The organism is Streptomyces sp. HNM0575 (assembly GCF_012726265.1).
Lineage (GTDB): Bacteria > Actinomycetota > Actinomycetes > Streptomycetales > Streptomycetaceae > Streptomyces.
Map to the genome: position 1 here is coordinate 282,968 of NZ_JAASAG010000007.1, position 22,994 is coordinate 305,961.

General features: G+C 72.2%; 20 protein-coding genes. 11 read left to right on the forward strand and 9 right to left on the reverse strand.

What is annotated here, in order from left to right; all coding sequences use genetic code 11:
• The first annotated feature begins 3 nt into the window (after positions 1 to 3).
• The 3 genes from coaE to HCC61_RS18705 all read left to right on the forward strand — a co-directional run bounded on the left by coaE (position 4) and on the right by HCC61_RS18705 (position 1,860).
• Positions 4 to 624: a dephospho-CoA kinase gene (coaE, locus tag HCC61_RS18695; RefSeq protein WP_169136707.1), complete on the forward strand. Its 621-nt coding sequence runs from the start codon at positions 4 to 6 to the stop codon at positions 622 to 624.
• Between the two features lie 119 nt (positions 625 to 743).
• Complete coding sequence (locus HCC61_RS18700; protein ID WP_028435629.1) at positions 744 to 1,118, forward strand: tetratricopeptide repeat protein; 375 nt, start codon at positions 744 to 746, stop codon at positions 1,116 to 1,118.
• A 106-nt stretch (positions 1,119 to 1,224) separates the two neighbouring features.
• On the forward strand, positions 1,225 to 1,860 hold the full coding sequence (locus tag HCC61_RS18705) for a hypothetical protein (RefSeq protein WP_169136709.1): 636 nt from the start codon (positions 1,225 to 1,227) through the stop codon (positions 1,858 to 1,860).
• A gap of 108 nt (positions 1,861 to 1,968) precedes the next feature.
• Here the strand turns inward: HCC61_RS18705 and HCC61_RS18710 are convergent, their stop codons facing one another.
• Positions 1,969 to 2,733 (reverse strand): maleylpyruvate isomerase N-terminal domain-containing protein, encoded by a 765-nt coding sequence (locus tag HCC61_RS18710; protein ID WP_169136711.1) that lies wholly within the window; start codon positions 2,731 to 2,733, stop codon positions 1,969 to 1,971.
• A gap of 293 nt (positions 2,734 to 3,026) precedes the next feature.
• Here HCC61_RS18710 and HCC61_RS18715 point away from each other — a divergent pair, with 293 nt between their 5' ends.
• Positions 3,027 to 3,440 (forward strand): hypothetical protein, encoded by a 414-nt coding sequence (locus tag HCC61_RS18715; protein WP_169136713.1) that lies wholly within the window; start codon positions 3,027 to 3,029, stop codon positions 3,438 to 3,440.
• A gap of 93 nt (positions 3,441 to 3,533) precedes the next feature.
• Here the strand turns inward: HCC61_RS18715 and HCC61_RS18720 are convergent, their stop codons facing one another.
• The 4 genes from HCC61_RS18720 to HCC61_RS18735 all read right to left on the reverse strand — a co-directional run bounded on the left by HCC61_RS18720 (position 3,534) and on the right by HCC61_RS18735 (position 10,139).
• Positions 3,534 to 6,902, reverse strand: coding sequence for a DEAD/DEAH box helicase family protein (locus tag HCC61_RS18720; protein ID WP_169136715.1), 3,369 nt, complete (start codon positions 6,900 to 6,902; stop codon positions 3,534 to 3,536).
• A 173-nt stretch (positions 6,903 to 7,075) separates the two neighbouring features.
• Positions 7,076 to 8,704 carry an alpha/beta hydrolase gene (locus HCC61_RS18725; protein WP_169136717.1) on the reverse strand — a complete coding sequence of 543 codons (1,629 nt, stop codon included), beginning with the start codon at positions 8,702 to 8,704 and terminating at the stop codon, positions 7,076 to 7,078.
• A gap of 227 nt (positions 8,705 to 8,931) precedes the next feature.
• Positions 8,932 to 9,798 carry a Mut7-C RNAse domain-containing protein gene (locus tag HCC61_RS18730; protein ID WP_169136719.1) on the reverse strand — a complete coding sequence of 289 codons (867 nt, stop codon included), beginning with the start codon at positions 9,796 to 9,798 and terminating at the stop codon, positions 8,932 to 8,934.
• A complete protein-coding gene (locus HCC61_RS18735) occupies positions 9,795 to 10,139 on the reverse strand; it encodes an acylphosphatase (RefSeq protein ID WP_169136721.1) in 345 nt (114 codons plus the stop codon). The genes HCC61_RS18730 and HCC61_RS18735 overlap by 4 nt, the downstream gene beginning before the upstream one ends.
• Before the next feature lie 242 nt (positions 10,140 to 10,381).
• Between HCC61_RS18735 and HCC61_RS18740 the strand changes: the two genes are divergently transcribed.
• Positions 10,382 to 11,071: a uridine kinase gene (locus tag HCC61_RS18740; protein ID WP_169136723.1), complete on the forward strand. Its 690-nt coding sequence runs from the start codon at positions 10,382 to 10,384 to the stop codon at positions 11,069 to 11,071.
• Positions 11,072 to 11,178: 107 nt separating this feature from the next.
• Here HCC61_RS18740 and HCC61_RS18745 read toward each other — a convergent pair whose 3' ends face one another.
• Positions 11,179 to 11,901, reverse strand: coding sequence for a type 1 glutamine amidotransferase (locus tag HCC61_RS18745; protein WP_346777274.1), 723 nt, complete (start codon positions 11,899 to 11,901; stop codon positions 11,179 to 11,181).
• Between the two features lie 55 nt (positions 11,902 to 11,956).
• On the opposite strand from HCC61_RS18745, the gene HCC61_RS18750 reads away from it, so the two are divergent.
• The 3 genes from HCC61_RS18750 to HCC61_RS18760 all read left to right on the forward strand — a co-directional run bounded on the left by HCC61_RS18750 (position 11,957) and on the right by HCC61_RS18760 (position 14,369).
• Entirely contained in the window at positions 11,957 to 12,421 is a 465-nt protein-coding gene (locus HCC61_RS18750; RefSeq protein ID WP_169136727.1) for a type II toxin-antitoxin system PemK/MazF family toxin, read from the forward strand.
• 378 nt (positions 12,422 to 12,799) lie between these two features.
• The gene (locus HCC61_RS18755; protein ID WP_240969094.1) at positions 12,800 to 13,462 is read left to right on the forward strand and encodes an MHYT domain-containing protein; all 663 of its coding nucleotides are present in this window, start codon (positions 12,800 to 12,802) and stop codon (positions 13,460 to 13,462) included.
• A 190-nt stretch (positions 13,463 to 13,652) separates the two neighbouring features.
• Positions 13,653 to 14,369, forward strand: a complete 717-nt coding sequence (locus tag HCC61_RS18760) for a PIG-L deacetylase family protein (protein WP_169137028.1) — start codon at positions 13,653 to 13,655, stop codon at positions 14,367 to 14,369.
• Between the two features lie 117 nt (positions 14,370 to 14,486).
• Here the strand turns inward: HCC61_RS18760 and HCC61_RS18765 are convergent, their stop codons facing one another.
• The 3 genes from HCC61_RS18765 to HCC61_RS18775 all read right to left on the reverse strand — a co-directional run bounded on the left by HCC61_RS18765 (position 14,487) and on the right by HCC61_RS18775 (position 17,776).
• The gene (locus HCC61_RS18765) at positions 14,487 to 15,875 is read right to left on the reverse strand and encodes an MFS transporter (RefSeq protein WP_346777283.1); all 1,389 of its coding nucleotides are present in this window, start codon (positions 15,873 to 15,875) and stop codon (positions 14,487 to 14,489) included.
• A gap of 235 nt (positions 15,876 to 16,110) precedes the next feature.
• Positions 16,111 to 16,767, reverse strand: a complete 657-nt coding sequence (locus HCC61_RS18770) for a methylated-DNA--[protein]-cysteine S-methyltransferase (protein ID WP_169136731.1) — start codon at positions 16,765 to 16,767, stop codon at positions 16,111 to 16,113.
• A gap of 118 nt (positions 16,768 to 16,885) precedes the next feature.
• Positions 16,886 to 17,776 (reverse strand): glycerophosphodiester phosphodiesterase family protein, encoded by an 891-nt coding sequence (locus HCC61_RS18775; RefSeq protein WP_169136733.1) that lies wholly within the window; start codon positions 17,774 to 17,776, stop codon positions 16,886 to 16,888.
• A 172-nt stretch (positions 17,777 to 17,948) separates the two neighbouring features.
• Here HCC61_RS18775 and uvrB point away from each other — a divergent pair, with 172 nt between their 5' ends.
• The 3 genes from uvrB to HCC61_RS18790 all read left to right on the forward strand — a co-directional run bounded on the left by uvrB (position 17,949) and on the right by HCC61_RS18790 (position 22,982).
• Positions 17,949 to 20,078, forward strand: coding sequence for an excinuclease ABC subunit UvrB (gene uvrB, locus HCC61_RS18780; protein WP_169136735.1), 2,130 nt, complete (start codon positions 17,949 to 17,951; stop codon positions 20,076 to 20,078).
• 211 nt (positions 20,079 to 20,289) lie between these two features.
• On the forward strand, positions 20,290 to 20,868 hold the full coding sequence (locus HCC61_RS18785; protein WP_169136737.1) for a TerD family protein: 579 nt from the start codon (positions 20,290 to 20,292) through the stop codon (positions 20,866 to 20,868).
• Positions 20,869 to 20,966: 98 nt separating this feature from the next.
• Complete coding sequence (locus HCC61_RS18790; protein WP_169136739.1) at positions 20,967 to 22,982, forward strand: TerD family protein; 2,016 nt, start codon at positions 20,967 to 20,969, stop codon at positions 22,980 to 22,982.
• The last annotated feature ends 12 nt before the right edge of the window (positions 22,983 to 22,994 follow it).

Sequence of the window (22,994 nt, forward strand, 5' to 3'; positions counted from 1 at the left end):
GTCATGCTGAAGGTCGGACTGACGGGCGGTATCGGCGCGGGAAAGAGCGAGGTCTCACGGCTCCTCGACGAGTACGGCGCAGTGATCGTCGACGCGGACAAGATCGCCCGGGAGGTCGTGGAGCCGGGCACCCCGGGGCTGGCGGCCGTCGTCGAGGAGTTCGGCGAGGAGATCCTCGCGCCCGACGGCAGCCTGGACCGGCCCAGGCTCGGGTCCGTCGTCTTCGCCGACACGGAGAGGCTCGCGGCGCTCAACGCGATCGTCCACCCGCTCGTGGGCGAGCGCTCCGCCGAACTGGAACGGCAAGCGGAGGCGGAATCCGCGGGCGCCGTGATCGTCCACGACGTGCCGCTCCTCACCGAGAACGGACTCGCGCCGCTCTACGACCTCGTCCTCGTCGTCGACGCCTCACCGCAGACTCAGCTCGACCGGCTCGTACGGCTGCGCGGCATGACCGAGGAGGACGGCGCCGCCCGCATGGCCGCCCAGGCGACGCGGGAGGAGAGGCTGGCGACGGCGGACATCGTGATCGGCAACGACGGTCCGCTGGAGGAGCTGGAGAAGCGGGTGCGTGAGGTGTGGGACGAGTTGCGCGCGCGGGCGCAGGGGCGCTCGCCGGCGTAGCCCGCTCCGGTGGGAGCGGAGTGCCGTCGGTTGCGGCAGGGAATAGCTACGGGGGACGAGGCGTTTCCGCGCCTGTGCACAGCAACTGTCACACCGGTACCGGTGAGGAGGCAGGCACCGTGTCCGAGGCCACCCCTGAGACCCTGGTCATCGAGTTCCGCGCGGCCGAGCAGCTGATCAACGCACGCGATCCGCGTGGTGCGTTGAAGCTGCTCGACACGGTCATCGCGGCGCATCCCGAGAACACCGCGGCGCGGCTGCTGCGCGCACGCGCATTCTTCCTGGGCGCCCAACTGCGCCCCGCCGAGATGGAGTTCCAGACTGTGCTGGAACGCGAACCGGACAATGCGTTCGCACATTTCGCACTCGCCCGTACCCTTCAGCGCGCCGACCGCAAGGACGAGGCACGCCGCCACTTCCGGCTGGCCGCTGCGCTGGATCCCCGGCCCGACTTCGTCGAGGCTGCGGACTTCGACCCTCCGCGCTCGTCCTGACCGCGCCCCGCTAGGGTGTGCCGTCCGAGCGCGGCGGTCGCCGACGTGCCGCATGCGGACGGCGGCACCGGCGACCGCGTGCACAGGGCGGCAGCAGGGGGAGAGCATGGCGGACGCCGGGTGGCGGGGCATCTTCGCGGGCAGAGGTACGGGAGCCGGCGGCCTGGACGGCGGACCCGGACTCGGCCTCACCGGTCCGTACGCGGCACTGCCCGGCCCGAGCTGGAAGGGCAGGGCATTCGGTGCGCTGTTCTTCGTCGGCGCGCTCGTCTGTCTGGGCCTCGCCGCCTACAACGCCGCGCACGCCGCCGGCCTGGCGGGACGGCACGGAACCGTCACCGTCCAGAGCTGCTGGGTCGAGCAGGGCAGCCGCAACAGCAGTGACACGACGGTGTGTTCGGGGACCTTCCGTCCCGACGACGGTTCACGTCCCGTCCCGGACGCGCAGGTCAGCCGCGAACTGCGGCAGGGACAGAGGATCGAGGTCTCCCAGTCGGCGAACGGCTTCCTGCCCACCGGATTCCGCGAGATCTGGCGGTGGAACGCGCTGTTCTTCTTCGGCTGGATCGTCGCCGGGCTCGGAGTGCCCTTCGCCGCGACCGGCATCTTCCCCGGCAGGGCGCAGGCGGTCGCCGTGGGGGACCGCATCCGCGGTACACGGGCTGCCGTCGTGATGAAGTATCTGTTCCTCGGCGGGGGCGCCGGAACCGCGGTGTGCCTGTACATGATCTGGGTGCTGTGAGCGCCGCGGCGGGGTCTCGGCGCGGTCGACTCCCGTGGTGTGCAGGCTCGTTGGCGCCCGGCGATCGCTGAACTGCCGGTCGTGCCGGGGCTGCCCGCGGCCCCCGGATCAGCCGGCGGTGCCGGTGTCGGTGCCGGCGTTCTCCCCGTGTCCGGGCGGAGCGCCGTACCAGCGCCAGGACGTGCGGCGCGGAAGGTCCGGGAGGGCCGTGCGGCCCGTGGCCCACAGCAGGGTCTGCCAGGGCGCCGCGTCGGTCCGTACGTCGGGGAAGAGGCGCGCGAGAACGCGCTCGCACAGATCCTCCGGCGGATGCCAGGAGAGGCCGATGCCCTCGGCGACGTCGTGTGCGTGTACGAGGGTCTCCACGACGCCCATCGCGGCGAATCCCCCGGGATCGGCGACGCCGTACGGATGCCAGGCCCGCAGCTCCTGCGGAGCCGTGCGCACCATCGCGACGAGCAGGGCGCCGCAGGCCTCCAGCACCCGCAGCAGTCCCGCCGGACCGGCGTCGCGGTCGGCGAAGACGGCGTTGAGCGGTGCGCCGTCACGCCTCGGCGAGTAGCGGAAGGGGATGCCGTCCTCCGACGGAGGGTTGTCCGGGGTGAGTTGGGTGGCATAGCAGAACAGGTCGTCGGCGAGGTGCTCGACGGTGTCCCAGCAGTCCCACTCCAGTGAGCCGGCCTTGGCGCTCCAGTCAGCCTCCGTGCCTTCGCGCAGCGCGGCGACGGCCAGCCGCACGGCCTCGTGCACGTCCTCGGCGGTCACCCGGCGGACGGTGGTCTCCTGGCGGACAGCGGTCTCCTTGCTGATGGCGGTCTCCTGGTGGCGGGCGGTCGCTTCGCGGGCGGGGGCCGTCTCGGCATAGTCCGGCATGACGGGAACGTACCAATGAAGTCCGCGTCGGCGCGCGCGAGTTCCGGTCACGCCGTCGCCCGGCGGCGGTCGTCGGGGGCCGGAGGAGAAGGGGAGGGGCGTTGTCAGTGGGCCGCCGTAGACTCGGGCGCGATCGAGGGTGGGGACCGTGCGCCACAGGGGAGCGCACGGTTCGCGTACGGTCCGGGGCGGGTTCGGTACGGTCTGTGCGAGTCGGCGGCGCCCATGCGCAGCGGGCCCGGCGGCAGTTCAACTCCAGTGCGCATGCGCGGAATTGCAGGGGGAGAGGCACCATGGACACGGCTTCAGCGAGCGCGATCGCAGCAGCGGTGAGTGCCGCGGCGAGTTCCGCCGGCACGGAGGCGGGGCGGCACGCCTGGGAGTCGCTGCTGGCCCTTTGCCGCCGCATCCGCGGAAGGGAAGCGGGAGACGAGATCGCGCTGCCCGCCGAGGGCGATACGGCGGCGAGCGCCGGCGACACGGCCTCCGACGAGGAACAGGTCCGTCTGCTGACCACCAGGGTGATAGAGGAGTGCGAGCGGGATGAGAGCTTCGCAGCCGACCTGGAGGCCTGGGCCGCACGGCACGGCTTCACCGTCCGCATCGAGCGGGGCAGCGTACACAACACGGTCTCCGGTGACGCCCGCGTCAGCGGTTCCGTCATACAGGGCCGCGACTTCAACGGGCCGATCAGCTTCGGCGGATAGTCCCGGGCAGGTCCCGTCGGCAGCCGAGGCGGGACGTCGGGGCCGCGGGCCGGACGCACGCCGGTACGGCCGTACACCTGCGGTGGCCTGCGCTCACTGCCACGTCATCCGCATCGCCGTCGTCACCTCCAGCGGCGAGCCGCCCGCCTGCGCCGCGAGTACGCCGGCCCCCTCGGGGCTGCGGGTGTAGAGCGGTGCGCCCGTGCTTACGTAGGTGTTCCAGGCGGCCGCGAAGGCGTCCGCCCGCCGGCGGTTCTCGGCGAGCGGCGCGGGCACCGCGTGGTGCACGACGGCGTTCGCCGCGGGCTTGCGGCACAGCGCCCGCAGCGCCGCACCCCTGGTGGGCGCCGGGAGGACGAAGCGCGGGATCACATAGCGGGGCGAGGTCAGCGGAGAGACGGCCTCGTCGAAGGCGTCCGCGAAGAGCGCGGACGCCTCGCCGGGCACGCCGTCCAACTCCACGCGGTAGGCGCCCGTCTCGTCCGGGGCGAAGGAGACGCCTTCCGAACCGCGCGGCACCAGACCGCAGCCGTGCAGGGCGTCCGCGGTGGCCCAGGCGATATGGAGCAGCACCGGTGCCTCCGTCACCTCCTCAAGCAGGCGGCGCAGCGCGGCGGTTCCGGCCGTGGCGTACGCCGCGCACGCGGCGAGACCGCCCGCCGCGGCGGCCAGCGGCCATGGAAGCGCGGCCGCCGCCGGAGCGGCCGTGCCCAGGGCTCCCGCGAGCACCGTCCCGGACACGAACCCGGCGGAGCGCGCGGAGCCGGCGGGCAGCCCCGCCGGACGGACGCCGCGCGCGGCGGGCACCGCCGGGGGCACACGGGCGGGTGAGGCCGCGGGGGACGCGACCGCCCGGGCCGCCGCCCTGCGGGGCACGGTCACGCGGACCGTGTGGATCAGCCGGTCCGAGTACGGTTCGCCGACGCGCCAGCGTTCGCGCACCTCGTCGCGGGCGGCGGCGCGCTGGAGCATGGCGGCGTTGAGACGGTCGAACTCCGTTGTGTGCGGCGGCGCGTAGGGAGACAGCTCCGGATGCACGTGAGAGACGCCGACCATGACCTCACCGGCGTCCGTCAGGCCGAGATAGCCGTCGTGCTTGCGCACGAAGCGGCCCCAGTCGCGGTCCCCGCGCGGATGGGTCTCCGCGACGCACACCACCGACCAGGTGTTGGCGACCTTCAGCGGGTGGTCCGGGTCCAGCCGCAGGGCGCGCCCGCGGGTCTGTACGACGGCGGTGGGCGTCGTCGCCTCCGTGAGGTCGATGAGGGTGTTCACGCGCCGGGCGTCCCAGCCTTCGCCGAGCATGCCGCGGGTGCCGATGAGCACACGGGTGCCGCCGTCCTCGAAGAAGCGGGTGACGAGCGCGACCCAGAGGCGGCTGTTCCAGCCGGGCGGGCCCACGACACGTACGAGGGGGCCGGCGGAACCGGAAGCGGAACCGGAACCGGGACCAGGGCCAGGGCCGGAACCGGAACCGGGGCCGGGTTCGGGATCGCGGGCGGGGCCGAGGTCGGGGCCGGGTTCGGGATCGGGGACGGACCGGGAGCCGCCGCCACCGGTGCTCGCGCCGCCGCTGCCCGGCCTCGGCCCCGGCCCCGACTCCGTATCCGTGTCGCCGCCGCCCAACGGCTCGGTGAACAGGGCCAGTCGGGAGACCTCCGGCCCCGCCGAGTCCCGGCACCAGGCCAGCAGACGCTCCGCCGTCTCGCGGGACGCGGCCACCGTACGGCCCGTAACCAGCACCGGATCCAGCGCAGCCGTACGCGGATCGGCCACCAGCTCCTCCAGCACCAGCATCGCGGAACCGGCCTGAGCCTCCAGTACGCCCGTGAGCCGTGCGGGCAGAGTCGCCGTCGCACGCTCGTGGTCGCACACGACGACCGCGCGCAGCCTCTCGCCCAGCGCCGCGTCCTCCGCCGCGAGTATCTCCCGCACGGCGTGCGGCTTGGCGGCGCTGCGCGCCAGCACCCGGTCCACCGGGGAACGGCCGCCGCGGATGCCGCGCGCCGTCAGCTGGTGGCCCACGGAGGGGAGCGCCTTCCTGAGCGCCTCCAGCACCTCGGCGTCGCGCGGCGATCCGCTGCGGCGCAGGCAGTGCCGTACCCAGTCGTCCAGCAGCAGCACCCAGTCGTCGGCGCCCGGCGCGCGCCTGTGCTCCTCGCGCGGGCGCGCACCGTCGGGGAGGGCGAGCAGCCCGGCATGGTGGAACCGCAGTGCCGCCGCGGTGAGTTCGGGGCGCTCACGGGCCAGCCGCGACCAGGGCATACGTGCGCCGTCGGGGCCCTCGCGGATGACGAAACGCTCGTCGAGCCAGCCGAGAAAGGGACGCGAGGCGCCGAACTCCGGGTCGAGGAGGCCGGTCGTCAGCTCGGTGAACCGCTCGGCCTCGCCCGCCAGCCAGTCCGTCTCGACGGAGGTGGGGGAGGTCAGCCAGCACAGTTCGGCGTACGGGGCGAGATGGCCCTCCCGTACGGCGGCCGGGATCGACGGGCCCTGCACCGCGGGGCCGAACAGCTCGGCGACCAGCTCCGCCTGGGCGGGCGTGAGCCGGTCGGGCGGCGTGGCGGTGAGGCCGATGACCGTGGCGTCCGGGATCTCGTCCAGCAGCTCGGCGAGCAACTCGCCCCAGGTGTCGAGGAGATGGTGGCACTCGTCGAGGAGCAGAGTGAACTGCCCGGTGCGGCGCAGCGATTCGACGAGTTCGCGGCCCTGGGGCCGAAGTCTGTGCAGATGGCGGCGCCTTCCGGCTGCCGCTGCCGTCGCCGTCGCCGCGCGGCGAGCGGAGGTGTCGCGCGCGCTCCGCTCGCCGCCCTCCTCGTCGACCTCGGCGTCGGGGTCGAAGGAGGCGAGGGACTGGTAAGTGAGCACGGTGACGGGGGAGTCGAGGGCGCGGTCGATGCCCGCGGGTACGGACGTGGTGCCGCTGCCGATTCCGTACCCGCCGCCGGTTCCGTTCCGGCCGCCGGTCCTGCCGTGTTCGCCGTCGCTCCTGCCGCTCCCGGCGCCGGTCCTGCCGTAGTCGCCGCCGCTCCTGCTCCCGCTGCCGTTCTGGTCTCCGCTGCCGTTCTGGTCTCCGCTCCCGTTCTGGTCTCCGCTCCCGCCCTCGGGGACGAACGCCTCCCACTCGCGCAGCCACTGCCCCTGGATCGCGGTGTTGGGGGTGAGTACGACGATCGGGTGGCCGAGCCTGCGTGCGGCTTCCAGACCCGTCAGTGTCTTGCCCGTGCCGGGCGGCAACACGACCCAGGCGCGGGCCTGTCGGGCCTGCCGGTCGCGTCCGTCCCGTCGGGCCTGTCGGCTCTCCCGGACCCCGTCGCTCCCGGGATCGGATCTGCCGCCGGACCCTCGGGATCCCCGTCCGTGGCCCGTCACCCGCTCCAGCCCCGTCAGCGCGTCCAGTTGGTGCCTGCGCAGCGGATACGGAGGGCGCAGGCGGCTCATGGACTCGGCGACGTCGTTCACACGCGTACGTTATGTGCCGGGCGGAGGGGCCGGCGAGCCGGGAACGGACCCACAGTGACCGGGACATGGGAACTGGCACGGCGGAATGTGCACGGCGCAACCGGCACGCCGACGACGGCCGGTGGACGACGGCCGGTGGACGACGGGCGGACCGCCCGCCGTCCACCGGAACGTCAGCCGCGGTTGCCGACCAGCCGGTGCAGCTCGGCGCTGCCGCTGCCGGCCGTTTCCGAGCCGTATGGCGCCGGAACGGCGGACTTGGCCGCCTCCGGGGTCAGCGGCTTCGGGTCGGGCAGCTTCTCGCAGGTGGCGTCCGCGTCGCCGCTGCTCTTGCCCTTGGGGACCTTGCCCGTCGCGAGGTAGTCGGCGAGGTGGTCGTCCAGGCACTTGTTGCCGCCCAGCGTGATGCCGTGGTTGCCGCCGCCCTTCTCCACGACCAGACGCGAATCGCGCAGCTTGCGGTGCATGTTGACGCCGCCCTCGTACGGGGTGGCCGCGTCCTCGGTGGCCTGGAAGAGCAGCACCGGCGGGAGCTTGGCGTTGGAGACGTCCAGCGGCTTCTGCGATCCGACAGGCCAGAAGGCACAAGGAGCGTTGTACCAGGCGTTGTTCCAGGCCATGAAGGGCGCCTTCTTGTACACCGTCTCGGTGTCGCGGTGCCAAGTGCCCCAGTCGCGCGGCCAGTCGGCGTCACGGCACTGCACCGAGGTGTAGATCGAGTAGCCGTTGTCGCCCTCCGCGTCGACCGCGCCCATCGACTTGTACGCGTCGACGAGAGGAGCGGTGTCCTTGTCGTTGACGAACGCGGCGAAGGCGGCGGCCAGATCGGGCCAGTAGCCGTTGAAGTAGCCGCCGGGGATGAAGGTGTCCTCCAGCTCGGAAGCTCCGACCTTGCCGCCCGCGGGCTTCTTGGCCACCGCGGCGCGCATCTTGTACCAGGCCTTCTCGACGACGGCCGGGTCCTTGCCGAGCTTGTAGTCGGCGTCGTGCTTGGCGACCCACGCGGTGAAGGCCTTCTGGCGTCCCTCGAAGGCGTAGTCCTGGCCGATGTTGTCGTCGTACCAGACGCCGTCGGGGTCGACGATGCTGTCGAGCACCGCACGGCGCACGTGGTCCGGGAAGAGCTTCGAGTAGACGGCGCCGAGGTAGGTGCCGTACGAGTAGCCGAAGTAGTTGATCTTCTTGGCGCCGAGAGCGGTGCGGATGCGGTCCATGTCCTTGACCGCGTTGACCGTGTTGATGTGGCGCAGCAGCTTGCCGTGCTTCTTGCCGCACGCCAGCGCGAAGTCCTTCGCACGCTTGACGTTGGCCAGCTCGTCCTTCTTGCTGCCCGGCACGCTGTCCGGACGCACCGGGTCGAAGTGCCCCGGCTTGCAGTCGAGCGCGGGCTCACTCTTGCCGACTCCGCGAGGGTCGAAACCGATCACGTCGTACTGCGACGCGACCTTCTTCGGCAGCGACTTGGCGACGAAGCCCGCGAGACTCAGCCCGCTGCCCCCGGGACCACCGGGGTTGACCAGCAGCGGTCCCTGTGACTTGTCCGCGGTGTGCTCCACGCGCGAGAGCGCGATGGTGATCTTCTTCCCGTCCGGCTTGTCGTGGTCGAGCGGCACCTTGACCTTGGAGCACTCCAGGTCCGGGTAGTCCTTGGTGGCGCAGTCGGTCCATCTGAGTTTGCCTGCGGCGCTGTTCGACGAGCCGGGGTCGGCGGATCCGGCGTTCGCAGCCACCGGTATGGCTGTGATCAGTCCGGCCAGTACGACCGCGGCGCCGCCGTATACGGCAATGACGCGTCTTTTCATCCGAGCTCCAGTGGAGAGTTGAAGGCCGCACCTGACGCGGCCATACCGCATCGTGCAGCACACGGGCCCCACTGGGGATGCTTCCGAGGAAAATATGCCGCTGCTGTGACCTGTGGCTCGCCGCGCGGAGCGGCTGAGCCGTCCGGCACTCGCCGGCGCCGTCCCCAACTGGCCCGCTCTGCCGCCGTATTGGGGCGCGCCGGCGCCTCGGCACAGCGCTTTGCGGCTTATGCCGGTTCCGTGCCGCGGCCGGACCCGCCGCGCGCTGTCGCTTCGCCCGGCGACGCCCCGTCCGGCGACGTCCCATCCGGCGCCGCTTCGCCCGATGCCGCTGTGCGCGCCGTCACTTCACGTGCCGCCGCCTCACGTGCCGCCGACACGAGCGACTCCAGCCTGCCGCTGTGCGCGCCACGCCAGAAGAGCCGCCCGCACGAGCGGCAGCGCGTGAACGTGTCGTACGTACGCCTCGTGCCCGGCCTCAGCAGCTCCGCGATCTCGGACTTGGCCACCGGCGCCAGCGTCCCGTTGCAGGCCATGCAGCGCGTCCACGGCGCCAGCGGCGGCGCGAACCTGTCGAGCACGTCGAGGAGTTGGCCGTCGGGCCGTGCACCGCGCACATACGCCCCGAGCCACAGCGCCCGGCGCAGCAGCAGCCCGCGGTCCTGGGTGAGCAGGATCCGGCGCTCGTCGTTGGCCCTGGTCAGCAGCTCGTCGTCGGAGGCGTCGTTGCCGTATTCGGCGTCGAGTCCCACGAGGCGCATACGCCGGGCCAGCGCGCCCAGATGCACATCCAGCAGGAAACGCGGCGGGCCCGGCGGGGGAATCCGCTGCGGACGGGCGGCAGTTGCGATGTCGGCGGTCTCCGCCTCGCGCGGACGGTACGAGTGCGCGACCCGGCGGCCGGCGGCCTCGTACGGGCCCTGCACGGTCAGTTCGCCGACCTCGGTCAGCGGCACGCCCAGCGACTGGATCACGTGGCCGAGGGTCGACGTGCCGTCGTGCGGAACGCGTACGTCCCCGGAGCGGCGGTGCCGTGCGGCGAGAAAGGGAAGCAGGCCGTCGGCGAAGCGGAGCCGGACGTCGGCCCGTGTCACGGGCCGCCGGGCCGGGGAGGGGAGTCGGCGGGTCGGGGAGGGGAGTCGGCGGCCGGGCGCGCGGCCGGCGGCGTGGGACGGACCTCGAAGGTACGGAGGCCCTCCGGCCGTTCCTCGTGGACCTCCACGTGCTCGACGCGGGCGGTCGGCGGGCCCTGGCGGGCCCAGTCGACGAGCTGCTCGACGGCGCCCGTCCCGCCTTCGAAGACGGCCTCGACCGTGCCGTCAGGGAGATTGCGGACCCAGCCGTTCACGCCCTGGGCGGCGGCCGTAGCGCGGCACGTGTCGCGGAAGAACACGCCTTGCACGCCGCCGGAGACGATCACGCGCTTGCGGTACATCGGCCGGACACCTCCGGTGGATCAACCTGTCGACGCCGGTGGATCACTGGTCAAGGATAGGGACACCGCGGACCGGCCATCCACCGGAGCGGGAGGCGCAGGCGGGCGGACGGACCGCCGCGGTCCAGGGGAGGCGCTTGCGGTGGTGCTCACGCCCGCACCGGCACCCGTCCCACGGGCGCGGTCCCTGTCTCCCGGGGGCCGGGCGGCACGGGGCACGTCGCGCGGGTCACGATGAAGGCGTGCGACTCGAACCGGTCACCTGGGACCTCCTCACCCGGCAGCTGGCCGACCGTCTCGCGGGCCTCGCGGGCCCGCCCGCCGACGGCCCGGCCGGAACCGCGTCCGGCGGCACGGGCGACGGCAGCCCGTGGCGCCGCGTCGCCGTCGACGGCGCGCCGCCCGCCCGGCCGGGCGCGCTCGCGGAGCGGCTTGCCGACGCCCTGCGCCTGCGCGGCCTGCCGGCCCTGGTGGTCGACGCGGACGGGTTCCTGCGGGCGGACTCCCTGCGCTTCGAGTTCGGCAAGGAGGACCCCGACGCGTACTACGACCTGTGGCGCGACACCCCGGCCCTGTGGCGTGAGGTCTTCGCACCGCTCGACCCCGGGGGCGACGGACGCGTACTGCCCGACCTGCGCGTCCCCTCCGAGGACCGGCCGACCCGCAGCCCGTACGTCCGGCTCCCACCCGGCGGCGTGCTGCTGCTGCACGGGCCGTTCCTGCTCGGGAAGTGGTTCCCCTTCGACCTCACCGTGCACCTCGGGCTCTCCGCGGGCGCGCTGGAGCGGCAGACCCCGCCGGAGGAACACTGGAAGCTGCCCGCGTACGCGCGTTACGAGGCGGAGGCGGCCCCGCAGGAGACCGCCGACGTCTTCGTACGCTGCGACAAGCCGCAACGCCCGGCGTGGAGCGGGCTGCCGCGGCACGGCTGAAGTGCCCGGACACCGGCTGAAGTGCCCGGCACCGGGAGCGTGTTCCTCGCTGCACCGGGAGCGCGTTCCTCGCTCCGGCCCGGCGGTCGGCCCCGACTCCCCGCCGTTCAGCTCCCGTTCGCGACGACCGATGCGAATCGGCGCGCGAGCCCGTGCCAGTTCCTCGCGGACACCGCCTCGTCCCGTTCGGCCGTACGGATCAACTCGTCGCGGTCGAAGCCCTGTTCACGCAGAGCCCCCGCGTCCCAGCCCCGTACGGTCTCGGCGGTGGCCTCGGGATGGAACTGCACGCCCCACGCCGACTCCCCGACACGGAACGCTTGTACGGGACAGCGCTCGCTGCTCGCGAGCCAGTGCGCGTCCACGGGGAGCGCGGTGATCGCGTCGACGCGGTGCTCGACCGCCTTCACGCGGGACGGCAGCTCCCCGAACAAGGGGTCGTCCAATGCCTCGGGCCGCAGCGTCAGTTCGGTGCTTCCCGCCTCCGGCAGCCCGTGCGCCGCACGTACGGTCCCGCCCGCGACATATGCGAGAAGCTGCCCGCCGAGGCAGACGCCGAGCACCGGCACCTCCGTCTCCAGCGCCCGTACCACCAGGCCGCGGACGGGAGCGAGCCACGGTGCGCGGTCGTCGGCGTCGGGCATATAGCCGCCGCCGAGCACGATCAAAGCCTGGTGGTCCGCCAGGGTCTCCGGCAACTCCCCGCCGTCGTAGGGGTGTACGACGTCCAGCGCGAGGCCGTGCTCGCGAAGCCAGGCGCCGAGGCGACCCGGCCCTCCCCGCGGAGTGTTCTGCACCACCAGGGCCCGTACCGGAGCAGCTGCCGTCACGCCCGCCCGCCCTTCCGTCGTACGTCCGGTTCCGGGACGGCGATAGGTTCCCGGCATGAGCCATTCAAGCAACGGGATCCACGACGGTGCACCCGCCCACCCGGGCAGGGGCGGGCACGCGGCGACGGAAGAGGTCGAGCCCCGCGAGGTGGGCGCGGTGCGCACCGCCTACGCGCCCGCCCCGGACGGCGACCCCGACCCGGGCGAGATCGTGTGGACGTGGGTGCCCTACGAGGAGGACGACGGCAGGGGCAAGGACCGGCCCGTGCTGATAGTGGCCCGCGAGGGCCGAGGCACCCTGCTCGGCGTCCAGTTGAGCTCGCGCGGGCACGACGGGGACCGGGACTGGCTGCCGCTGGGATCCGGCCCTTGGGACCGCAGCGGGCGCGAGTCCTGGGTGGACACGGACCGGGTGCTGCGGGTGCACCCGGACGGGATGCGGCGTGAGGCGTGCGCACTTGACCGGGCGCGGTTCAACCGCGTCGTGCACCGGCTCCAGCAGATATACGGCTGGCGCTGAACGGCGCGGCACCATCGCGCGTCCGCAACCGGATCCGCAACCGGAACCGCATTCGGGGCAGCATTCCGGCGCCTGTCCGTGCGATCGCGAACGGTTGTTGCGGCCTTGTCCGAATCGGGGGCGAAGTATCGGTGCGGCGTCTTAACATGAGTCCCCCGCACGTGTGTTGACCATGTGACGGTCATGTGTCCACTCGCTCACGCTTCCTGATGGGGATGACGGACGATGTTCCGTACAGCCGCGGTGCAGCCGGACGTTCTGACGTACGGGCCCGTCACGCCTCTACTGGCGTACGGCGTGGCCTGCCTGGGATGCGCCGTCGGGTTGAGATGCGCGATGCGGGCGTCCGGCGGCCAACGCCGGGAGCGCACCGCATGGTTGGCACTCGGATCCGTCGCCATCGGCATCGGGATCTTCACCATGCACTTCGTGGCGATGATCGGCTTCAGCATCGGTGAGGCGCCGGTCGGATACGACATGCTGACGACCTACGGGACCCTTCTGCTCGCCGTCGTCGTCTCCGCGGTCGCGCTGTTCCTCGTCTCCCGCAGGCGGCACCGCTGGCTCGCGGTGCTCGGCGGCGGGCTGGTGCTCGGACTGGGCGTCGCCGCCACGCACTACCTGGGCATGATGGGCATGCGCGTGGCGGGCGCGGTCCGCTACGACTCCAGGGTCATGGCGATCGCCACCGCCCTCGCCGTCGTCGTGACGCTGGTGGCGCTGTGGGTCGCGACCCGGATCGGGCACATGGGCGCCTCACTGGCGGCGGCGCTGACCATGGCGCTGGGATTCATCGGGATGCACTACCTCGGCATGGCCGGGATGTCGGTGCGCCTCTACAGCGACGACGGCGCTGTCGGCAGCTCCTCGCTGGGCACGCTCACGCCCACGCTGGTCGGACCCGTTCTCGTGCTGCTGCTCATCACGCTCTTCGTCAGCCTCGATCCGATGATGGAGCGGGACGGCCGGCAGCAGTGGGGAACACGTCCCGGGGAAGGGACCGGCGAGAAGCTGGAGTGGATCCCCTTCGAACGCCGCTGACCCGTAACGGCAAGGCATGAGCGGCACGCGCCATGTACGGCGTGGACGCGCCGCAGGCCATGTATCGCACGGCATGCACGGCTCGCACCGCGCACCGTGTGCGCCATGCACCGCCGGGGCCGTACGGGCAGCCGAGCCGGAAGGCAGGTGGACCGCCGTGACCCCGAGCCCCGACGAACAGCTGGCGACGATGCCCGACGACTGGGAACGCGCCCTCGCCGTCGTCGCCCATCCCGACGACATGGAGTACGGGGCGGCGGCGGCCGTCGCGGAGTGGACCGCCGCGGGCAAGCAGGTCGCGTACGTCATGGTCACGCGCGGCGAGGCGGGCATCGACGGCCTCGATCCGGCGGAGTGCGCCAGGGTGCGCGAGGCGGAACAGCACGCCAGCGCCCGCAGGGTCGGGGTGGACACGGTGGAGTTCCTCGGCCACCGGGACGGCGTGATCGAGGAAGGGGTGCCGCTGCGCCGGGACATCGCCGCCGCCGTACGGAAGTGGCGGCCCGAGCTCGTCGTGACGATCAACCACCGCGAATCCTGGGGCGGTACGACGTGGAACACGCCGGATCACCGTGCCGTGGGCCGCGCCGTCCTCGACGCGGTGGGCGACGCCGGGAACCGGTGGATCTTTCCCGAGCAGCCGGTTCCGGGCGGGGAGGGAAAGTGGGGCGGAGTGCGGTGGGTCGCCGTGGCCGGATCGCCGAAGGCGACGCATGCGGTGGAGGTGCGCGAGGAGGCGCTCGGGCGGGCCGTGGCCTCGCTGGCCGAGCACCGCGCCTACATCGGAGAGCTAAGCGACGAGCCCGTGGAGAGCTACGCGCGCTCCTTCACCGAATGGGCCGTGGGGCTGGGCGCCGAGCGGTTCGGCGGGCGCAAGTGCGTCGCGTTCGAGCTGTATTCACGGTGAGCCGGAGGCCGGGTGGTCTTCGCGAGTGCGGCGCCCGGCGCCCGATGACGCGTCTCGCCGCCCGTCCCGCCCGGCCGTTCCCGCCCGTCCCGCCCGGCCGTTCCGGCGGGCGGCGGCTCACGGACTGGTAGCGGCGCCCCGCCGCAGCAGAGCTGCGAGGGTCAGGACCACGACCGGCAGCAGCAGCGCCGCCGCCATCGCGCTGAGCCACCCGTAGCCCGCCGTCGATACGACGACCCCCGCCAGTGCGCCCCCGGCTCCCGCCGCCGCGTTCATCGTCAGGTCGGAGAGGCCCTGCACGGCGGCACGGGCCGGCTGCGGAACCGAGTCGGTCAGCAGGGCCGAACCCGAGACCAGCCCCGCCGACCACCCGAGCCCCAGCAGGAAGAGCCCCACGCCGGACTGGGTGTGATGACCGTTCGCGGTGCCCGCCAGGACCGCTGCGCAGCAGATCAGCACGGCGGAGAGCAGGATGACCGCGTGCCGTCCGAAGCGGTCGGCGAGCCACCCCATCAGCGGCGAGAACGCGTACATGCCGACGATGTGCGCGCTGATGACGAGGCCGATCAGCTCGATGCCCGCACCGTGGTGGCCGAGGTCGACCGGCGTCATCACCATGATCGAGACCATGGCCGTGTGCGATACGGCGATGGTCACCAGCGCCAGCCGTGCCTGCGCGGAGGCGGCCACGGCTGCGAACCCGGCGCGCAGCGAACGGTCCGCGCTCCCCGAGCCTCCCTTGCCGCCGGTCTCCTCGGCCAGGCCGTCACCGCCGGTCTTGCCCGCCGTTCCGTCCCCGCCGGTCTCCGCGGTCACGCCGTCTCCTCCGTCCCCTCCGTCCCCTCCGTCCCCGTCGGCCTTGGAGTCTTCGAGGCCCCCGGAGCCGCCGGGGCCGCCCGCCTCGGTCAGGGCGCGGGCCGTGAGCAGCGGATCGGGGCGCAGCAGCAGGTGGATCAGGAGCGCGGTGACGAGGAAGACGGCCGATCCCCACACGAACGCCCCGGCCGTGGCGGGTATCCCGAGGCCGGTGACCGTGTCCCCGGCCGGCCCGGCGATGTTCGGCCCGAGCACGGCACCGACCGTGGTCGCCCATACGACGAGGGAGATGGCCCGGGCCCGCTGCCCCGGTTCGGCGAGGTCGGCGGCCGCGTACCGGGCCTGGAGATTGGCCGAACTGGACGCGCCGAAGGCCGTCATGCCCGCCAGCAGCAGCGGGAAGTTCCCCATCGCCGCACCGGCGACGACAACCCCGCCGCCCACCGCGCCGATCAGATAGGCGACGGTCAGACCTGCCCGCCGTCCGCGCGCCGCCATCAGCGACGCGAGCGGCAGGGACAGCAGCGCCGTACCGATGACGGACGAGGTCGAGGCGAGCCCGGACAGCGCCTCCGAGCCGCTGATCTCCTTGGCCAGTACGGCCGCCAGTGTCACGGCGGTGGCCACACCGAGACCGCCGAGCATCTGACTGATCACCAGCACCGTGGCGGTACGGCGCCGCAGCCGCACCAGCGCGGCTCCGCCGGGAAGCGCAGGGCCGGGATGCGGGGCGCCCGTGAGGCCGGCCGTGGATCTGTCAGGAGCGTCCGCGAAGTTGTCGGTGTCGGTCACGAGCGGCAGTCTGCCAGCCTGCGGCACGCCCGCCCACGGGGTTTCGCGCCTCGTCCGCATGTGCTGCCGTGGGTGCCGCCGCACCCGCTCCCGTACGGACCGTCCACGGCGCCTGCGCAGCGTACGGCCCCCATCAGAACAGGGGCTCCGGAAGCAGCCCCTCCAGGGCGAGCAGCGTGCGCTTCGTCTCCCGGCCGCCGCCGAATCCGCCCAGTCCGCCGCCGCGTTCGACGATCCGATGGCACGCCACGACGACCGGCAGGGGATTGGACCCCATGGCCATGCCCACGGCCCGGGCCGCGCCCGGTTCGCCCACCCTGTCGGCGAGGTCCTGATAGCCGGCGGTCGCCCCGTACGGCACGGACGCCAGCAGCTCGCGGAGCACCTTCTCGTGGAAGCCGCCGGAGAGCGTCCAGTCCAGCGGCACCGTGAACTCGCGCAGCTCACCGCGGAAATACGAGTCGAACTCCGCGACGGCGGCGGCCAGTATGCGCCCGGCGCCGGCCGCACCGGTCGCACCGGCGGCACTGTCCGCGCCGTCCGCACCCGCCGGATCCCCGTCCCCGCTCGCCGTGCCCACCGGCTCCCCGGCCGGGTCCACGTGGACCGGCGGCGTCCCGAGCCGCCCGCGGAGCCTGCCGAGAGCCCGGTCCACCGTGGCGTCGTCGGCGTGGAAGACGACTTGGACCAGGCCCTCGTCGGTGGCGGCGAGCAGCAGGGGGCCGACAGGCGTGTCCCGCACCGTCCATGCGCTGGTGCGGGCCGCCGTACTCGCCGTCGTCTCACTCATGCGGGAACCCTAGAGGGCCCCACTGACAACGCGGACCGGGAAGAGGACGGGACCGGCGCGGAGGAGCAGTGCCGGTGCGGACCCGTCCCGGTACCCGGCCGGCCGCGGAGGCCGTGCCTCAGCCGCCGGTCGCGTCCCGCACCACGTCGGGGAAGTTGCTGATGATGCCGTCCACGCCGGCCTTGGCGACCGTGCGCGCCGTGGAGGCGTCGTTCACCGTCCACGTGAGGACTTGCATCCGCTCCCCGCGCGGGCCCTTCCGCTTGTGCACCTCGTTGACGTAGTCCTTGGTCGCCGCCGAGTGCGTGGGGTTGATCTGGTCGCTGAACTTGGCGTACGAGTCCAGCTCCGAGACCTTCGGATTGCCGAGGAAGCCCGTCTTCACGCCCGGGTTGAGGGTGTGGGTGGTCTTGATCGCGTCCGCGTTGAAGCTTTGGATGATGAGCTTGCTCTTCAGGTGCGAACGGTCCGCCCAGCCGTCGCTGCTCAGCTTCTGGAGGGTCTGGAGCTCGATGCCGGGGTAGAGCTCCGGGGACTTCAGCTCCAGCAGCAGCTTCTGGCCGCTCTTGGTGATCTGCTTGAGGTACTGGTCGAGGGTGGGGACCTTCTCACCTGCGTAGTCGTCGCTGAACCAGCTTCCGGCGTCCAGACGGGCGATCTCCTTCGACGTGAAGTCGGAGATGTTCCACGGGGAGCGGTCGGGATAGAGCTTCTCGACGTTGGTCGTGCGCGCGAGCGTGGTGTCGTGCATGACGACGAGTTCGCCGTCCTTGGTGCGCTGTACATCGTTCTCGACCCAGTCGAAGCCGAGCTTGTCGGCCTTCTTCACGGCCGCGAGCGTGTTCTCCGGCGCGTAACCGGAAGCTCCGCGGTGGGCGACGGTGACCGGTGCACTGTCGCTCGTGGTGTCCTGGCGGTCGGCCGCGTAGGCCGGGGAGGCGGTGAGTGTGAGAGCGGAAATACCCAGGAGCACACCGGTAGCGGCTGCTACTGCACGGCGCATCGACATACGGGGACTCCTCGCGGTCGTGCGGACACTGTCAGCTAGAGGCTTCCCGTTGTGCGATACACGGAAGCAGAAGCGGAGTGTCTCCGTGGTTAACGGGGCGCGACGGGTGGGTCCCGCTGGGTGAGGTCGCTGGGTGAGGTCGATGTCAGTGCCGGGTCGTACGGTTGTCAGCATGCGGCCGGAAACCCAGATCGAACGCACAGTGGCGCCTTTCGAGGTCGTCAGCCCCTATCAGCCCAGCGGTGACCAGCCCACCGCGATCGACGACCTCGCGCGGCGCGTCAGCGGTGGCGAGAAGGACGTCGTGCTCCTCGGAGCGACGGGCACGGGCAAGTCGGCCACGACTGCCTGGATGATCGAGAAGCTCCAGCGGCCGACGCTGGTGATGGCGCCGAACAAGACCCTGGCCGCGCAGCTGGCGAACGAGTTCCGGGAGCTCCTCCCGCACAATGCGGTGGAGTACTTCGTCTCGTACTACGACTACTACCAGCCGGAGGCGTACGTCCCGCAGACGGACACCTATATCGAGAAGGACTCCTCCATCAACGAGGAGGTCGAGCGCCTGCGGCACAGCTCGACGAACTCGCTGCTGACCCGGCGCGACGTCGTCGTCGTAGCGTCGGTCTCCTGCATCTACGGCCTGGGCACCCCCCAGGAGTACGTCGACCGCATGGTGCCGCTCCGGGTCGGCCAGGAGACGGACAGGGACGAGCTGCTGCGCCGCTTCGTAGAGGTGCAGTACACGCGCAACGACATGTCGTTCACGCGCGGCACCTTCCGCGTCCGCGGCGACACGATCGAGATCTTCCCGGTGTACGAGGAACTGGCTGTCCGCATCGAGATGTTCGGCGACGAGATCGAGGCGCTCTCCACGCTCCATCCCCTCACCGGCGAGGTCATCTCGGACGACGAGCAGCTGTACGTCTTCCCCGCGTCGCACTACGTGGCGGGCCCGGAGCGCATGGAGCGTGCCATCGCGGGCATCGAGACCGAGCTGGAGGAGCAGCTGGCCTCCCTGGAGAAGCAGGGCAAGCTGCTGGAGGCGCAGCGGCTGCGGATGCGCACCACGTACGACATCGAGATGATGCGCCAGATCGGCACCTGCTCCGGCATCGAGAACTACTCGCGCCACATCGACGGCCGCGACGCGGGCACCGCCCCGCACACGCTGCTCGACTTCTTCCCCGACGACTTCCTGCTCGTCATCGACGAGTCGCACCAGACGGTTCCGCAGATCGGCGCGATGTTCGAGGGGGACATCTCCCGTAAGCGCACCCTCGTCGACCACGGCTTCCGGCTGCCCTCCGCGATCGACAACAGGCCGCTGAAATGGGAGGAGTTCGTGGAGCGGATCGGCCAGACGGTCTATCTCTCGGCGACGCCCGGGCCGTATGAACTCTCGCGCGGCGACGGGCACGTGGAGCAGGTGATCCGCCCGACGGGCCTCGTCGACCCGGAGGTCGTGGTCAAGTCCACCGAGGGCCAGATCGACGATCTGGTGCACGAGATCCGTACGCGCGCGGAGAAGGACGAGCGGGTGCTCGTCACCACCCTCACCAAGAAGATGGCGGAGGATCTCACCGAGTACTTCCTGGAGTTGGGCATCCAGGTCCGCTATCTGCACAGCGACGTCGACACGCTGCGCCGCATCGAGCTGCTGCGTGAGCTGCGCTCCGGCGAGTTCGACGTGCTGGTCGGCATCAACCTGCTGCGTGAGGGGCTCGACCTGCCCGAAGTCTCGCTCGTCGCGATCCTCGACGCCGACAAGGAGGGCTTCCTGCGCTCCGGCACGTCGCTGATCCAGACGATCGGCCGCGCGGCGCGCAACGTCTCCGGCCAGGTGCACATGTACGCGGACAAGGCCACTCCCGCCATGGAGAAGGCCATCGACGAGACGAACCGCCGCCGCGAGAAGCAGATCGCGTACAACAAGGAACACGGCATCGACCCGGAGCCGCTGCGCAAGAAGATCGGCGACATCGTGGCCGACATCGCTCGGGAGGACATCGACACCGAGCAGCTGCTCGGCTCGGGGTACCGCCAGGAGAAGCGGGACAGCGGCGGCGACCGTACGGGCAAGGGCAAGGCGCCCACCCCGGCGAAGTCGGCGGGCCGCAAGGAGCGCGGCGAGGTGCTCACCGACCGTCCCGCGAGCGAACTGGCCGAGACCATCGAGGAGATGACCGAGCGGATGCGCGCCGCGGCCGCGGAGCTCCAGTTCGAGGTGGCGGCCCGGCTCCGCGACGAGGTGTCGGAACTGAAGAAGGAGCTGCGGCAGATGAGGGAGGCGGGGCTCAAGTAGCCGCCGCGGCGGGGGAACGCACCACCGCGGGAGGAGCCGGGAGAGGAGATGACGGGCGGCAGCGGGGACGGACCATCCGCGCCGTACACGAGTGTTGCAAGAGCGACACAATGCCGGACGCCCTGACCGGGGCCTCCGCGTGCATGCGTAGGGTCGGAGCGTGACCGCCATCGCCAGCCGGTGGCAGCGGAAAGTCGAGAGGGGTAGGCACGTGTCGGTGAACTTGTCCAAGGGACAGGCGATCAGTCTGCAGAAGGAGGACGGGGGCAGTCTGTCGGCGGTGCGAATGGGACTCGGCTGGAAGGCGGCCCCGCGCCGTGGCCTGTTCGGCAAGCGCAGCAAGGAGATCGACCTCGACGCCTCCGCCGTGCTGTTCGCGGACAAGCAGCCGGTCGACGTGGTCTTCTTCCGTCACCTCGTCAGCGACGACGGCTCGGTCAAGCACACCGGCGACAACCTCGTGGGCGGTGCCGGCCAGGGCGGCGACGACGAGGCGATCACGGTGGACCTCCAGCGGGTGCCCGTCCACATCGACCAGATCGTCTTCACGGTCAACTCCTTCACGGGGCAGACCTTCGAGGAGGTCGAGAACGCCTTCTGCCGTCTCGTCGACGAGACCAACGGGCAGGAGCTGGCGCGCTACACGCTGACCGGCGGCGGCCGCTACACCGCGCAGATCATGGCCAAGGTGCACCGGCAGGGCAAGAGCTGGCAGATGACGGCCGTGGGCGAGCCGACCAACGGCCGTACGTTCCAGGACCTGATGCCCGCGATGGTGCCCCACCTCTGAGCCGCGGCAGCGGCACAGGCATCCAGCAGTCGGCGAAACAGGGGGCGCTGACCCGGCGGCAGCAGTGATCGTCGCCGGCAGCGAGAAGGGGGAGCGAGATGACGGCTGAGCTGGTACGGGGGCAGAACCACCCCCTGCCCGGGCCCCGTCTGGAGATCCGTGTGTCGGTGGAGCGGCCGGTCATCGCCGGTGCGACGCTCAACGACGAGCACGGCAGGATGCGGGAGGAGAGGTGGACGGCTCACCCCGCTCAGCCGCAGCTTCCCGGGATCGAGGTGTCCCGGCAGGCCGCCGCCGAACACCGCCTGGCCGTCGATCTCGACGCCCTCCCCGACGACGTGCACCGCGTCAATGTGCTGCTCGCTCTGCCCTCCTGGGCGGGCGGGCCCGCGCGGTTCGCGGAGCTGGCGCCCCCGTTCGTGACCGTGACCGGGCTCGACGGAGCAGGCATCGCGAACTTCACGCTCACCGGGCTCGACTCCGAGTCCGCCGTGCTCGCCCTGGAGCTCTACCGCAGGCAGGGCGGCTGGAAGGTCCGCGCGGTCGGGCAGGGATACGCGGGCGGGCTCTCCGCGATGCTCGCCGACCAAGGGCTGCCCTGCGCAAGGGAGTTGGCGGCGACGATCGACGAGGCCGTCGCCGCGGGCAGGGCCAGGTCGGTCGCTGCGCCCCCGGCGCGTACGGACGGGGAGCGGTCCCGCGAAGCCACCGTCGGCGGTGCCAGAGGCGTCGCCGACGGTGGCGCGGGCACGGCCGCCCCGAGCGACGGCCGCATCAGCTACCAGCATCCCAATCGCGCCGCCGCGCCGCCACCTTCACCCCCCTCCAGCCCCTCAAGGGCCGCATCCCCGGCATCCGGGCCGTCCGTGCCGTCGTCGCCGGAGCCGTCCGGTCCGCCGGCGCCGTACGGACCGGTGCCCGTTCCGGCGGCTCCCGACCCTCTCGCCGGGCAGGGCGCGGGCCCCCATGTGCCCGTCGCCGGCGACGCCAACGGCTGGACCATGGACGAGCGGCTCTACAACCAAGTCTGGGACATGTTCGAGGACTTGGCCCGTACGGTCGCGGCCTATCGCTCCGCTGTCGACTTCGCCGAGTCCCGCATGGAGCAGGAGCTCGACAAGGTCCTCGCCGACCCCCGCTCCCGCGTGGGCCCGGAGGCCGACGCCGCACGGGCCGAGGCACGCGCCAAGCAGGTGCGGCTCGTCGAGCAGGCCCGCGAGGTGCTCCAACGGGACCTGGGCCAGCTGCACGCCGAGGCCGATGTCGTCGAGCCCGCGCTGCCGCCCGCGTACGCCCGCTGGGACAACCCGGTATGGCACGGCTACCAGCCGCCGGAGCAGGCGCCCATGGCGATGCGCCTGGGCGACCTCGGCCTCCCCGAGAGCGGCGGCCTGCGCATCCCGATGCTGGTGCGCCTGCCGATGGAGCGGGGCCTGTGGATCGACAGCGGCCCGCACGGTCCGGCCGGTTCCTCCGGCGCGGGCCCGGCGGCGGGATCCGTGGTCGCCCCCGACGAGCTGCGCCGCCTCGCCGCGGAGACCGCGACCGCCGTGGCCGCGCGGCTGGTTGCGGTACATCCGCCGGGCGAGTTCACGCTCCATGTGATCGACCCGGCCGGTTCCGCGTCGGCCGCGCTCGCGCCGCTCATCGACAGCGGCGTGCTGCCCGTACCACCCGCCGCCGGCGCGGCAGGCGTGAGCACCGTGCTCGAACAGCTCACCCGCCGCGTCGACTTGGTGCAGATGGCGGTCCGCAGCGGGGCCACCGACTCCCTGCCGCCCGACATCGACACCGCCGAACAGCTCCTCGTGGTGCACGACTTCCCCCACGGGTTCGACGACCGGGCGGTCACGCAGCTGCGGTACATCGCGGACGAAGGCCCGTCCGCCGGAGTCCATTTGATGATGGTCGCCGACCGCGAGGACGCCAGCGCATACGGCCCCGTGCTCTCGCCGCTGTGGCGTGCCCTGCTCCGCGTCACGCCCGTGCCGGACGACCACCTCGCCGACCCCTGGGTCGGTCACCACTGGACCTACGAGCCCCCGCTGGTGCCGCACGGCAGCCGGGTGCTGACGCAGGTGCTGACCCAGGCCGCGTCCGCCCGGCGCCCCTGAGCGGCTGCTCCA

What these genes read in the sequence shown, in the direction of transcription:
- uvrB (WP_169136735.1), top strand. Translation starts at nt 17,949, where the DNA reads ATGCGGCCGGAAACCCAGATCGAACGCACAGTGGCGCCTTTCGAGGTC.
- HCC61_RS18710 (WP_169136711.1), bottom strand. Translation starts at nt 2,733, where the DNA reads ATGCCGGACTATGCCGAGACGGCCCCCGCCCGCGAAGCGACCGCCCGC.
- HCC61_RS18705 (WP_169136709.1), top strand. Translation starts at nt 1,225, where the DNA reads ATGGCGGACGCCGGGTGGCGGGGCATCTTCGCGGGCAGAGGTACGGGA.
- HCC61_RS18735 (WP_169136721.1), bottom strand. Translation starts at nt 10,139, where the DNA reads ATGTACCGCAAGCGCGTGATCGTCTCCGGCGGCGTGCAAGGCGTGTTC.
- HCC61_RS18770 (WP_169136731.1), bottom strand. Translation starts at nt 16,767, where the DNA reads ATGAGTGAGACGACGGCGAGTACGGCGGCCCGCACCAGCGCATGGACG.
- HCC61_RS18725 (WP_169136717.1), bottom strand. Translation starts at nt 8,704, where the DNA reads ATGAAAAGACGCGTCATTGCCGTATACGGCGGCGCCGCGGTCGTACTG.
- HCC61_RS18775 (WP_169136733.1), bottom strand. Translation starts at nt 17,776, where the DNA reads ATGTCGATGCGCCGTGCAGTAGCAGCCGCTACCGGTGTGCTCCTGGGT.
- HCC61_RS18750 (WP_169136727.1), top strand. Translation starts at nt 11,957, where the DNA reads ATGAGCCATTCAAGCAACGGGATCCACGACGGTGCACCCGCCCACCCG.
- HCC61_RS18760 (WP_169137028.1), top strand. Translation starts at nt 13,653, where the DNA reads ATGCCCGACGACTGGGAACGCGCCCTCGCCGTCGTCGCCCATCCCGAC.
- coaE (WP_169136707.1), top strand. Translation starts at nt 4, where the DNA reads ATGCTGAAGGTCGGACTGACGGGCGGTATCGGCGCGGGAAAGAGCGAG.
- HCC61_RS18790 (WP_169136739.1), top strand. Translation starts at nt 20,967, where the DNA reads ATGACGGCTGAGCTGGTACGGGGGCAGAACCACCCCCTGCCCGGGCCC.
- HCC61_RS18715 (WP_169136713.1), top strand. Translation starts at nt 3,027, where the DNA reads ATGGACACGGCTTCAGCGAGCGCGATCGCAGCAGCGGTGAGTGCCGCG.